The 13870-nt window shown below is 69.6% G+C and carries 4 protein-coding genes; 1 reads left to right on the forward strand and 3 read right to left on the reverse strand.

The window, feature by feature from the left end:
• The first annotated feature begins 30 nt into the window (after positions 1–30).
• Positions 31–4755 (forward strand): PKD domain-containing protein, encoded by a 4725-nt coding sequence (locus tag G5T42_RS04285; RefSeq protein WP_165125925.1) that lies wholly within the window; start codon positions 31–33, stop codon positions 4753–4755.
• Between the two features lie 148 nt (positions 4756–4903).
• On the opposite strand, the gene G5T42_RS04290 is transcribed toward G5T42_RS04285, so the two are convergent.
• The 3 genes from G5T42_RS04290 to G5T42_RS04300 form a co-directional block, all read right to left on the reverse strand.
• Positions 4904–7363 (reverse strand): right-handed parallel beta-helix repeat-containing protein, encoded by a 2460-nt coding sequence (locus G5T42_RS04290; protein ID WP_165125928.1) that lies wholly within the window; start codon positions 7361–7363, stop codon positions 4904–4906.
• A gap of 317 nt (positions 7364–7680) precedes the next feature.
• Positions 7681–8397, reverse strand: a complete 717-nt coding sequence (locus G5T42_RS04295; protein WP_165130079.1) for a CDP-alcohol phosphatidyltransferase family protein — start codon at positions 8395–8397, stop codon at positions 7681–7683.
• Complete coding sequence (locus tag G5T42_RS04300) at positions 8394–13847, reverse strand: PKD domain-containing protein (protein WP_165125931.1); 5454 nt, start codon at positions 13845–13847, stop codon at positions 8394–8396. Before G5T42_RS04300 ends, G5T42_RS04295 begins: the two co-directional genes overlap by 4 nt.
• Between the last annotated feature and the right edge of the window lie 23 nt (positions 13848–13870).

The following is a 13870-nucleotide window of genomic DNA, read 5'->3' on the forward strand; positions in this document are numbered from 1 at the left end:
CACAGCGCACCGACGACAAGAGGACTCCTCATGCCCGGAATCATCCGCGACCGGATGGGGGTCTCCTCCCGTCGCATCACCGCTTCGCTCGTCGCCGTGGCGATGATCGTCGCCACGCTGGCCCTCGTGGTCGTCCCCTCGGGCCGGGCCGCTGCGGCCGATCCCCCGGCGCTGCCCGACACGGTCACGACCGACGTGCTGCCGACGTGGCAGATCAACGGCGTCGTGTGGAGCCAGGCGGTCGTCGGCAACACGGTGTACGTCACCGGCAGCTTCACCAAGGCGCGGCCGCCGGGGGTCGCTGTGGGAGGTGCCGGCGAGATCGATGCGCAGAACATCTTCGCCTTCGACATCACGACGGGCAACCCGATCCCGAACTTCACGCACTCCCTCGACGCCCAGGGCCTCGTCGTTCGCGCCGCGCCGGACGGCAAGACGGTCTACTTCGGCGGCGACTTCACCACGGTCGACGGACAGGCGCGCTCCCACGTCGCGGCGTTCGACGTCGCGACGGGTGCGCTCGTCTCGTGGGCGCCCCGCACCGACGGCCAGGTGCGCGGCTTCGCCTTCTCGGGCAGCACCGTCTACGTCGGCGGCAACTTCCGCTCGAGCGGCGGTCAGCCGCGCACGGAGCTCGCCGCCTGGGACACGACCACCGGCACACTGACGGCCTGGGCACCGGTCGCGGCGGGCGACGGCTTCGTCTGGGACATGGTCTCCAGTCCCGACCGCTCCCGCGTGATCATCGCCGGGTCGTTCACGCAGCTGAACGGCCAGACGGCGTACGGCATGGGATCGCTGGATGCCGCGACGGGCAACGCGATGCCGTGGGCAGCCGTCAGCACCATCAAAACGGCCGGCCTCAACGGGGCGATCTCGAGCCTCAGCACCGACGGCACGCAGGTCTTCGGCACCGGATACGCCTTCGGCGCCGGGGCATCCTTCGAGGGCACCTTCGCCGCCGATCCGTACACCGGGAAGATCAACTGGATCAACGACTGCCTCGGCGACACGTACTCGAGCTTCCCCCAGGGCCAGGTCCTGTACTCGGTCGGCCACCGCCACGACTGCACGGTCGTGGGCGGCTTCCCCGACACGAGCCCGCGGTCGCGCTGGCAGAAGGCGACGGCCGAGCCGACGTTCCCGGTCGGGACCATCACGACGAAGGACGCGTACGGCTGGGACTTCACCGGCAACGCCTACGCGGGGCTCCTGCACTGGTACCCCGATCTGGAGTTCGGCAGCTACACCGACGCCCGGCAGGCCGCATGGTCGGTGACCGGCAACTCCGACTACATCGTGCTCGGCGGCGAATTCCCGAAGGTCAACACGACGGCGCAGCAGGGCCTGGTCCGCTTCGCGCGTCGCCCGATCTCGCCGCACGCCGTCGCGCCGATCAACAGCACGGCGTTCACACCCGCTCCGTACTCGAACGAGGCCGGCACCGTCCGCGTCCCGTTCAGCAGCGTGTGGGACCGCGACAACACGGCGATCACGTACGACGTCTTCCGCAGCCCCGCGACGAAGATCGCGACCTTCACCCGCAATGACAGCGAGTTCTGGCGGCTCCCGAGCCTCAGCATCACCGACACCGGCCAGACGCCGGGTGCGCAGGTGCGCTACCAGGTGAGGGCGAAGGATGCCGACGGCAACGTGCAGTGGAGCGCCTGGTCGCCGTACATCACGGTGTCGGGGGCCGCGGCATCCACCTACCGGACGGCGGTGCGCGCAAGCGCGCCCACGCACTACTGGCGCCTCGGCGAGACCTTGGGCACGAAGCTGTACGACGACGTCGGGGATGCACCCGGCACGCTCCTGAGCCTCACGCTCGGCGCGAGCGGCGCGCTCACGAACGACGTCGACGCCGCCGTCACCTCGGCGGGCGGCAGCAACCCGCGCATGACGACGACCGACAGCGAGTCGACCACCGCCGCCACCTCGGTCGAGGCGTGGGTCAAGACGACGAGCACCCGCGGCGGCCGCATCGTCGGGTACGGCAACTCCTCGACGGGGACCTCGGCGTCCGGCCTCACCGACAGGGTGCTGTATCTCGACACCTCCGGCCGGGCGAACTTCGCCATCAACGACGGCTCGTACCGCACGGTGTACAGCCGCGGGAGCGTCAACGACGGCCAGTGGCACCACATCGTGGGCACCGTCGGAACCGGCGGGATGGAGCTCTACGTCGACGGGATCCGCGTCGGCCGCGATCAGAGCGCCACGACGCCGAAGTCCTACATCGGATACTGGCGGATCGGCGCCGACCAGACCGGCAGCTTCACCAACCGGCCGAGCGACGCAGCGCTCTCCGGCAGCATCGACGACGTCGCCGTCTACGCCAAGGCGCTGACCAAGGGCGATGTCCAGGCCCACTACGCGGCGAGCGGCCGGACGGGAAGCTGGACCGCGGCGCCCGCCGACGCGTACGGCGCGGCGGTCTCGACCGATGCGCCCGACCTGTACTGGCGGCTGAACGAGACGGCATCGGGCCCCGTGCGCGACTTCGCCGTCGGCGGGTCGACCGGCAACCAGAGCGGGAGCGTGACGCGCAGCCAGCCCGGCGCCATCTCGGGCGACACCGCGACGACCTTCAACGGATTGCTGTCGGGCCTCGTGGTCGCGCAAGAGGCGACGAACGCGCCGACGGCGTTCACCGCCGAAGTGTGGTTCAAGACCACCAGCACGACCGGCGGCAAGCTCGTCGGCTTCGGCAATGCGGCGAGCGGCCTCAGCACGAACTACGACCGGCACATCGTCATGCAGAGCAACGGCCGCGTGAGCTTCGGCGTGAACAACGGCTCGCAGACGAGCGTCGTGAGCCCGGCCGCGTACAACGACGGGCTGTGGCACTACGCCGTCGCTTCGCAGGGGCCGGACGGCATGAAGCTCTGGGTCGACACGAAGCTGGTCGGGAGCAACGGCGTCACGACGGCGCAGAACTACCGCGGCTACTGGCGGATCGGCGGAGACCGGACGTTCGGCAGCACGTCGAGCAACTACATCACCGGGACGCTCGACGAGGTCGCGGTGTACCCCGGCGTGCTGAGCGAGGACCGCATCCGGTCGCACTTCGCCGCGGCGGGCCGCACCCCGGGTGAGCGCGCGCCCGTCGCGTCGTTCACCGCGACGACGAACGAGCTGGCGGTGAACGTGGATGCCTCGGCATCCACCGACGCCGACGGGAACATCGTCAGCTACGACTGGACGTTCGGCGACGGCTCGACCGCGGCCGGCGTGACGGCCGCGCACACGTACGCCCAAGCCGGCACGTACACGGTGACGCTCAAGGTGACCGACGCCACGTCGCTCGTCAGCTCCACGACGAAGTCCGTGACGGTCGCGCCCAACAAGGCACCGACGGCCGCCTTCACGTCGACGGTGACCAACCTCAGCGTGGCGTTCGACGCATCGGCCTCCGCCGATTCCGACGGAACGATCGCGGGCTATGCGTGGGACTTCGGAGACGGGCAGACCGGCACGGGCGCGACCGCGACCCATGTCTACGCCGGCGCCGGCACGTTCGCCGTCAAGCTGACGGTGACGGACGACGACGGAGCCGTCGGCACGATCACGAAGAGCGTGACGACCTCGCAGGCGCCGAACACGCCGCCCGTCGCGGCCTTCACCGCCACGACGGACCTGCTCACCGCCTCGCTGGACGGCTCGAGCTCGAGCGATACCGACGGCACTGTCGCGAGCTACGCGTGGGACTTCGGAGACGCCTCGACGGGGACCGGGAGCACCGCGCAGCACATGTACGCCGCCGCGGGCACCTACACCGTGACGCTCACCGTGACCGATGACCGCGGCGCGACGAACACCGTGACCCATCCGGTGTCGGTCGTGGCGAACCAGGCGCCGACGGCGTCGTTCACCTCGACCTCGACGGATCTGACGGCATCGGTCGACGGGTCGGGATCGACGGATGCCGATGGCTCGGTCGCCTCGTACGCCTGGGACTTCGGCGACGGGTCGACGGGGTCCGGTGCGACGGCATCCCACCCGTACGCCGCGGCCGGCACGTACACCGTGACGCTCACCGTCACCGACAACCGGGGAGCGACCAACTCCACGTCGAAGCCCGTTACGGTGACGGCGCCGCTCGTCTGGGCGAAAGACTCGTTCGAGCGCACCGCGACGAACGGCTGGGGCACGGCGGAGGTCGGCGGCGCCTGGACGATGAACCCGGGCACGGCGACGGCGCTGAGCAAGTTCTCGGTGGCGGACGGCGTCGGCAAGGTCACGCTCTCGGCGGGCAACAGCTACACCGCGTCCCTCGCGGGCGCTGCGCCGTCGACGAGCACGGAGGAGCGGTTCACGGTGGCCGTGAACCAGGTCTCCACGGGTGGCGGCTACTACTTCTCGGCGATCGGACGGCAGATCGACAACCTAAACGACTACCGCGCGAAGGTGCGGGTCGCCTCGAACGGGGCGGTCGCGCTGTGGCTGACGCGGACGGTCGGCGGCGCCGAGACGGTTCTCACGAGCCTCACCCTCCCTGGGGTCTCGGTCACGACGCCGGACTCGCTGAGCATCCGCCTGCAGGTGTCCGGGGTGAACGCCACGACGCTCAAGGCCAAGGTGTGGCGGACCGCGACGGCGGAGCCCGCCGCCTGGACGCTCACGGCGACCGACAGCACAGCGGTCCTGCAGGCGCCGGGGTACGTCGGAATCAACAGCTACCTGTCCTCGAGTGCGACGACGGTTCCCGTCGTCTACAGCTACGACGGCTTCTTCGCGGGGCCGGCGCAGTGACGACCTGACGCGCGGGCCGGGTGGGGTCGCCTTCCGGCGGCGACTTCATCCGGCGCCGCCGTCGGGAGACTCGGCCGCATACGACAGCGCCCGGGAAGCGGACCGATCACTCGGTCGCCTCCCGGGCGCTGCCGTCGGGGGATGCGGCTTACGGGAAGCGCGCCCCGATGGTCGGCGTGCTGCTCCCGATGAGACCCACCAGTGCCGACGGAGGCGCGAGGGCCACGGCGGGCGACTGGGCGGCGATGTCGGCGAGCAGGTGTCCGCTCGCATCGGTCACGGCGCGTCCCTCGAGGCCGAGCGAACGAGCGTCCTGGCCGGTCGTCGACCGGTAGTCCGCGAACGTAGAGAACACGTACGGGTTGACGTTGGCCGCGCCGCGCGACCAGACGACGAACCACGACGGCCTGTTCGCGGCATCCCGCTGGATGATGTTGCCGTTCGAGCGGATGTTGAGGTCGCTCGCGGCGTACTTGTGCGAGTAGTCCTCGACGCACAGCGTGCAGTTGCCGCTGCTCTGGGCGATGACGTTGTTGCCGATGGTGATGTCGCGGATCACCCACGGCATCGTCGGGTCGGGGAACGGGTAGCGCGGGTCGTGCCCGGGCACCGACGCGTCGTACGCGGAGCGCTCGTCCTGCACGATGTTGAGCACGCGGTCACCGCCGACGATCGTGTTGTTCCACAGGTTCACGCCACCGGTGTTGTTGATCTTGATGGCGTTGCCCACGTTGCCCAGCACCAGGTTGTCGACGAAGTCGACCTTCTGCGAGATCTCGAGGAAGACGCCCGTGCCCTTGTTCTGGACGAAGTCGGAGCCCGAGATGTCCATGTCGTACACCGACTGATCGGTCCACAGGCCCGGGCCGTCGTTGCGCAGGAAGGCCGAGGACTTCACGGTGAACCCGCGCGACTTCGCGATCTTCAGGCCGCCCGAGACGGGTGCCTGGTTGAAGTGCTCGCTGTTGTTCTCGACCGCGAGCAGGCCATCGACCAGCAGCCGGTCGGCGAAGTTGGCGCCGAGGCCCATGAGGCCGTTGCGGGCCAGGGTGACGTCGCGCACGACGGCGTCCGCCGCGCCGACGAACAGGCCGGTCGTCGCCGTGTCGTGGATCTCGACGTTCTCGAGCGTCGTCTTGGGAGCCTCGACCGTGACCGCGCCCATCATCCAGACGGATGTGGCGTAGCCGCGGATGCCGATGCCGCGCACGACCGTGCCCGCACCGCGGAGCGACAGCGCCTTCGTGAGCGTGCTGGCGCGGACGTCGTGGCCCTGCGGGTTCGTGCCGAGGTACAGGCGGTCGCCCGCCGTGTCGGTGAAGAAGGTGCCCGCGGTGAGCTGCGACAGCGACGAGACCTCGCGCTGCTGCACGCCGTCGATCCAGACCTGCTCCGGGTGGGCGGCCATGGGGTACGAGGGGTTCAGCCACTGCCATCCCGGCGCGGTGCCATCGGCCTCGCCCTTCGTGAAGGAGGGGGTCGAGTCGAAGTCGTACGTCCAGCCGGGGCTGTAGAACGACGCGCCCGAGGCCGTCCAGCCCGAGATCTTCTCGGATCCGTCGAGCCACACGGCTTCGCCGGGGTACGACTGGATCGTGAGCGCCTTGCCCGAGGGAACGGTCGCGCTCTGGTGGTAGCTGCCGGCGCGAAGGACGATCACGGATCCGCTCGCGGAGCGGTCGATCGCGGTCTGGATCGAGTTGTAGGGGGCGGTCACCGTTCCGGTTCCGCCGGCCGCCGCAGCGGCGTCGACGTACACAGCGCCGGCCGGCACCGCGTAGCGCGTCGAGCCGACGGCCGCCGCACCGGACTCGGCGCGCGCGCCGGTCTGGTCCCACGACGACGCCACGGGCGTGGCCGGAACCGTCGGGGGCGCGGGGGCGGGGGCCGGTGTCGGCTCAGGCGCCGGGGCGGGGGTCGGCTCCGGGGCGGGAGTCGGCTCCGGGGCGGGAGTCGGTTCCGGGGCGGGGGTCGGTTCCGGGGCCGGCTCGGCGGAGGCATCCGAGACCGCGGCGACGGTGAGGTCGTCGAAGCGGACGGCCTGGGCCGGCGTGCTCGCCGAGACGTAGGCCCGCACCGCCACGCCGCCGGCGGCGACGAGGCGGTTGGACGCCGTGTCCTTCACCGACAGGTCCCAATCCGAGCGAGTCGCGTCGACGCGCGCGACACGGGCGTCGATCGCCGCCTGATCGCCGGCGATCCGGGTGTCGAGGCGGAACGGGACGCCGGGCGTGATCGCGAAGCCCGCCACCTCGATCCGTCCGAGGGACTGCTGCTGCGAGCCGTTGACGCGCAGCGCCTCGAGGAGGAGGCGGCCCTGAGGATCGACGCGGGCCTGCACCTGGTAGAAGCCCGCCGCGGTGCGGCGGGACTGGAGACTCAGGTAGATGCCGCCGCCCGCCTGGGGGAGCTGGTCGAGGGTGAACTCGACCGAGGACGTGGCGTCAGCGAGCGAGACGTCGGCCGGACGCGCAGACACCGAGGTGCCCGAGGTCCTGACGACGGCGCGGGCGGTGCCGCCGGTCACCGAGAAGGCGGAGGGGTCGGACAGGGTGTAGGCCCCGCCGCTCGTCGACGTGCCGAGGCCCGCCGAGACGGTCCGGTTCATGTCGTCGGCGAAGACGGCCGAAGAGGTCGCTCCATCGAGAGCGGTGGCCTGTTGTGCGCCGAGGACGGCGGCACCGGGAAGAAGTAGGGAGACGGTCAGGGCAGCAGCGAGCGAGGGCAGGGTGGAACGCAAAAGAAGAACTCCGGGGGATCGGGTATCCCGGTTGCAGTATTGGAGGCGCGCAAGAGGCACACCTGGCATACGCGGGAAGCAATGTCTCAGAACGATAACAGCCGGCGTGTCATAGCCCTGCGAGAATGAGATGATTCTCACAGGCCGCCCTCGATTGCTCCTCGTGTATGAGCTTGCAGCGCGTGCTACCCGATCGCCTTCATCCTGCGGAACCACACGAAGAGTGCGGCACCGAGATATGCCACTGCGGCCACCAGAAGAAGGGTGTACACGACCATGAACCAGGTCGTCGCTCCCCACAGCAGGAACGCCAGGCACCAGACCCCGTAGTCGGTCGGGAGACCGAGCACGGCGCGCAGCGGCGACGAGCCGCCCGCCTCGGCCGCCTGCGGCACACCGCGTTTCCCGCGGAGCAGATCATTGAGGATCATCCCGAAGAACGTGACGGTCGAGACGATCGCGAACGCGAGCGGGACCAGCACCCATCCCGCGTTGGGCAGGTCGAAGAAGCGGTAGGCGCCGATCGCCACGGCGATGTGCAGCGAGACGAGCTTGGCCGAGTCCAGGATGTGGTCGAGCCATTCGCCGGCCAGCGACCCTCCGCCGCGCAGCCGCGCGACCTGGCCGTCGGCGCTGTCCCACGCGTATCCGACCGCCAACAGCAGCCACACCACCACCCCGAGGAGGAGCGACGGCGGCACGGTCGCGAGCAGGGCTATCCCGGTGAACGTGAACGCCGCGCTGATGAGCGAGACCTGGTTCGGGGTCAGTCCTGCCGAATACGCCGCCGCGGCGAAGATGCGCCCCGCAGGCCGGTTGACGTAGATCGAGTAGGCCGGCGCGCCTCGGCCGCGGCCCTTCTGGGCCGCGGCGAGGCGCTGGTACGAGTCGGTGAACGTCAGGGGGTCACCGCCACGGCACGGAAGTCGTCGAAGAACACGTTGTACGGAAGGCTCGAGAACCCGCCACCGGCGTACGTCGTCATCCCGGTGTAGCCGGCGACCTGGAGAGCGGCCGTCGCGTCGGTCGTGTTCAGCTGCCACGCCGCCGGCTCCGCCGTGCCGTTCGCCCAGATCTTGCTGCGGAGGGTCGTCGGACCCGTGCCGAAGACCTGCAGCCGCACGTTGTACTTCGTGTTGGGAACGATGTTGTTGGCGGCAGGAAGGTCCTGCCACACCATCACCGTGCCTCCGCGCGACAACTGCGCCTGGACCGCACCGTTCGTGGCGATCACCCACCGTGCGCGGTAGTCGTCCGAACCCACGACGCGTCCGAGCGCGGAGATGTACATCCGCGCGCCGGCCGGCGTCGCCGAGGTGGTGAACGAGAACGTCAGGTCGGTACTCGTCGACGTGGTGGAGTTGAGCGTCGCGCTGCGCGTCTGGCCCGCCGCCGTGGTCGTGAACCGTGCCGCGTTGTTCTCGATCCCGACGTTGGTCGCACCCGCGGTCTGCGTCCACGCGCCGCCCGTCTGCGCCGTCCCCAGCGTGCCGTTGGCACGGTTGAAGTCGTCGAGGGCGAACGGTGCGCCTGCCGGCGGCGCCGTGACTGTGACCGGCTTCGAGGTCGTGTTCGTGGCCCCGCCGTTGTCGGTCACCGTGAGGGTCACCGTGTAGGTGCCTGCGGCGGCATACGTGTGGTTCGCCGTCGCCCCGGTGCCCGCCGCGGTGCCATCGCCCCAGTTCCAGCTGTAGCCGGCGACCGTGCCGTCGGGGTCGCTGGAGCCGGAGCCGTTCACGGCAACGCTCAGGTTCGTCGGGGTGGCTGTGAACGAGGCGACCGGAGCCTGGTTGGCGGCGGCGACCGTGACCGACTTGGAGGTGCTGTTGGTCGCACCGCCGTTGTCGGTCACCGTGAGGGTCACCGTGTAGGTGCCCGCAGCGGCATACGTGTGGTTCGCCGTGACTCCCGTGCCCGCTGCCGTGCCGTCACCCCAGTTCCAGCTGTAGCCGGCGATCGTGCCGTCGGGATCGCTGGAGCCGGAGCCGTTCACGGCAACGCTCAGGTTCGTCTGGGTGGTCGTGAACGAGGCGACGGGAGCCTGATTGGCGGCAGCTGCCGCGACCGACTTGGTGGCGGTGCTCGTCGCGCCGTCGTTGTCGGTCACCGTGAGAGTCACCGTGTACGTGCCGTTCGCCGCGTACGTGTGGCTCGCCGTCACGCCGGTGCCCGCTGCGGTCCCATCACCCCAGTTCCAGCTGTATCCGGCGATCGTGCCGTCGGCGTCGGTCGACGCCGAGGCATCCACGTTGACCGTCCGACCGGTGACCGGTGCGGTGAACGACGGGGCCGGCGCCTGGTTGGCGACAGGGTCGACGGTCACGCTCTTCGTCCCCGTCGCGCCCTTGTCGTCGGTCACCGTCAGGGTGACGGTGTAGCTGCCTGCCGCGCCGTAGGTGTGGCTCGCCGTGGCGGCGGGTCCCGAGGTGACGGGGGTGCCGTCGCCCCAGTTCCAGCTGTAGCTCGCGATCGTGCCGTCGGTGTCGATGGATGTCGAGGCATCCACATCCACCTTCAGCTTCGTCGTCGTCTGCGTGAAGTTCGCCGTCGGGGTGGCATTCGCCGGCTGGGCGTTGCTGCCGAGCGTGTAGTGCTGCGCCACCTGCGCCGCCGTGATCGGCTGCATGTAGACGGCGACCTCGTCGATCGTGCCGTCGAACTCCCAGTCACCCGGACCCCACGTGACGTCGCCGCCCACGTGCCAGTAGCCCGTGTAGTCCTGCGCGTCGGTGTGGTCGTTCGAACCCTGCAGCGTGCCGTCTACGTAAAGCCGCATACCCGGGGCGCCCTGGGTGGCCACCACGTGGTGCCACTGGCCGTCGTTGTACGAGTTCGAGGTCTGGAGCGTGTCGGTGAATCCGACCCACACGCCGTAGATGAGCTTGCCGTCCGGCGTCATATATATATGCCGGTCGTATCCCGACGAGTTGCCGTCCGGGCTGTTCCCGAAGCCGATGATCTTGCCACCGGTCGTGGTGTCCGTCTTGAACCAGGCCTCGAGCGAGTACGAGCGCGGGTTGCTGTACGAGCCCTGGCTGATGACCTGGCCGCCGTTGAAGGTCGCTGCCTTGTTGGAGACGCCCGCCAGTGCGCCGTTCGCGCCCTGGTCGACCGCACCGAAGTAGGTGCCCTTCTGGTTCGAGCCCGAGGCGTCCGCGGCCACGGTTCCCGTCGTCTCGTTCAGGCGCCAGTACAGCGCCGGCTCGAGGCCGTAGACCGCCTGGCCGTATGCGTCCGCCGGAGGCGTCGACCCGACGATCGTGCGGCCGGAGGCGGTGTAGTGCGCCTGCGTCTGCTGCTTCGTCAGCGGCGCCGCGTAGATCGCGACGTCGTCGATGTCGCCCGCGAAGAACGCGTTGCCGGACCACGGGCTGTCGCCGCCGATGCGCCAGAAGCCGTTGTACGGCTGCGCCGTCGTCACATCTGTGCGCTGGCCGACGCGGACGCCGTCGACGTACATGATGAGGCCGTTCGCGCTCTCGCCCGCCGTGACGTGGTGCCACTGGCCGTCGTTGTACGCGCTCGGCGAGGTCACGGTCGCCGCGGATCCGATCCACACGCCAAAGGTCACCTGACCGTTCGGCTCCATGTAGATGTGGCGGTCGTAGTTCGACGACGTGCCCGTGGAGCTGTTGCCGAATCCGACGATCTTGCCGCCGGAGGTCGTGGTGGTCTTGAACCACGCCTCGATGCCGAAGGTGTCCGGTCCGGCGATCGCGTTGGTGGTCGACGCGAAGCCGTCGGAGTTGCCGTTGAACCTCGAGGCCGGGCGGGGGTCGTTGAGCATGGCTCCCGCGGTGCCCCGCGTCACGCCCGTGTTGACCGTGAGGTCGGATGCCCCGGCCCAGTCGTACGAGAGGGTCGGCGAGGAGTCGTCCAGCGGCCAGTAATCCAGCGGGGTGTCCGCGAGGACGGCGTCACGGTAGGCGCTCGCCGTGGCCGTGCCGGAGGCCGTGATCGTCGCGATGCCGCCGAGGATCGAGTGGTTCTGTGCGTCCGTCGCACGGATGCGGTAGGTGTACGTCGTGCCGTTCACGACGTTCGTGTCGACGTACGACATCGGCGGGAGACCCCAGTCCTTGGGCTTCGAGCGCACGTTGTCGAACGTCTTGACGACGACGTTGTTGCGCAGCACCTCGTACTTCAGGTATTCGCTGTCGCGGTCGTAGTTGAGCGGCCAGCTGACCCGGACGGAGTTTCCGCTCAGGGCGATGGCCGTGGCGGGCCAGTCGGTGTTCCAGAGGATCGGGCCCTGGGCGTTCGTCGCCTTGCCCGGCACGGCGAAGCGCACGAGGCCCTGCTGACCGGCGTTGTTGACGCGGGTGAACTCGCCGCCGTACACGACGTAGTCGCCGTTGGCGCTCGCGTTGACGGTCCACGGACCCTGCGATGCACCGCTCACGTTGGCGGCGTTGAAGGTCGGGTACCAGTGGAGCAGCTTGGGAGCGGGGTTTCCGCCGAAGTCGTAGTAGCCGTTGTTGAGACCGTAGGGCGTGATGCGCGCGGCCGTCTTCGAGGTGGCGATGCCGCGGTAGAACGTCCACGGGTCGCTCTGCGGGAAGCCGTCGACGAGGCTGCCGCAGTAGTGCGCGTGCCCCGCGGTGTAGACGGCGTCGCCGGAAGGCTGCACGTCGTACTGGTCGCCGTGGCAGTCGTTGACCCAGATCAGGTCGCCGGTCGTCCACGAGGCGCGGAAGCTGCCCTCGAGGTTGCCGCCGTTGCCGAAGACGTAGCCCGTGCCGTAGATGTCGTCGCCGTCGGACTTCAGCGAGAGGATCGAGGCATCCGTCCCCGCGTCCCGCACGACGTTGTTCGTCGAGAACGGCAGCAGCGCGCCGCTCGTCGCGTCGACCATCGCCAGGCCATAGCCGGGGTTGCTGCTGCCGTTGAGCGTCTGGAAGTTGCCTCCCAGCACCACCTTGCTCCCGTCGGGCGAGACGACCACGACCCGGCCCTGGCGACCCTCGAGCACGGGGGCCCAGGGGAGCAGCGCGCCGTCGCGCGTGACCGCGGCCGCGCCGAAGCGGTCGACGTTGCTCATGCGGCCGAAGGTGCCCGTGATGTACACGGTGGAGTTCGTCGCGTCGATGCCGAGCGTCGCTCCATTGGAGTTCGGGTTGAACGCCGCGAGGGTGCCGCTCGGGAGGTCGAAGGCGGCGACGCGGTTGCGCGTCTGGTTGTTCACCAGCGTGAAGTCGCCGACGATGTACAGCCGAGTGCCGTCGGGGGATGCCTCGACCTGACGCACCTGGCCGTTGATCGTCGGCGCGAAGGACGCGATCAGGTTGCCCGTGGTGATGTCGTAGGCCAGCAGGTTGGACCGCGGAGTCTCGTTCGTGCCGGCCGCGGCGCCCGCCGGACGCGCGCGGGTGAACTGCCCGGCGGCGTAGACCACGTTGCCGACGACCGCCTGGTCCCACACGATGCCGTTGATCTGCACCGTGGGCAGGGCGTCCGCAGTGACGGTGGATGCCTCACCCGGTGGTGGACTGACGTCGGCGCGAGCCGGAGCCAGCGCGACGAAGGATCCGACGATGACTGCGATCGAGGTCGCGACAGCCGCGACCACCGAACGGGTACGGCCGAAGCCCGTCAATGCGAAAGCGCCCACGATACATCTCCCCAGATGTCGTGTGTCGCCGAGGACTACACCTCTGTAGTGCTCGACTACATTCCCCAAGTTCGCCGGGTTCTCAGGGTTCGGGCCCCACGAAGACGACGTCTGGCGCCGTCGCCAGCAGGTCGACGATAACACGTATGTCTCCGGACGCACCCTCGGGGACCGAAAAAGAAAAACCGCTGATGAAGCGTCTCCTGGCGCGACGGATGCCGGCCAGACAGTCGTGCCTTCGGCGGTCAGAGCGACCGCCGGAATCTGCTCGTCGCCGCCGTACGTCAGGTTCACGTTCGACCCCGACGTGTCCACGGCCTCGGCGCCGTTGTTCGAGATGCGCACCGTCACGGCGAGGGCAGGACCGCCCGCCTCGCCCGGCACGGCACGATCGGCGCTGCGCTTCTCGATCGAGGTCACCTCGATGACGACGTCGTCGGCTGTCGTGGCGGGCTGGTCGAGCGGCACCTCGGTGGATCCATCGGGCTTGGTCACCGGGTCGGTCGCTCCGGGCGTCGGCGTCGAGAACTCCGTCGGCTGCGGTGTCGGGGAGGCGACCGCGGGATCGAGGGCCGTGCTCGAGCTCGTGCTCGTCGGCGGCGAAGCGCCCGCGTCCGATGCCGGCCGGAAGCTCGTGAACGCCCAGATCGCCAGCCCGATGACGACCACGGCGGCCAGTCCGATGGCGAGCCACCGCGTCCAGCCGTTGGTCCGAGCGGGCGAATCGCCTGATTCAGACATGAGTGCACCCCTTGCACCGAAGT

This window comes from Microbacterium sp. 4R-513, assembly GCF_011046485.1.
Classification (GTDB): domain Bacteria; phylum Actinomycetota; class Actinomycetes; order Actinomycetales; family Microbacteriaceae; genus Microbacterium.

Excerpts from the sequence above, each read along its gene's own strand:
- G5T42_RS04285 (WP_165125925.1), top strand. The coding sequence starts at position 31 with ATGCCCGGAATCATCCGCGACCGGATGGGGGTCTCCTCCCGTCGCATC.
- G5T42_RS04290 (WP_165125928.1), bottom strand. The coding sequence starts at position 7,363 with ATGAACCGGACCGTCTCGGCGGGCCTCGGCACGTCGACGAGCGGCGGG.
- G5T42_RS04300 (WP_165125931.1), bottom strand. The coding sequence starts at position 13,847 with ATGTCTGAATCAGGCGATTCGCCCGCTCGGACCAACGGCTGGACGCGG.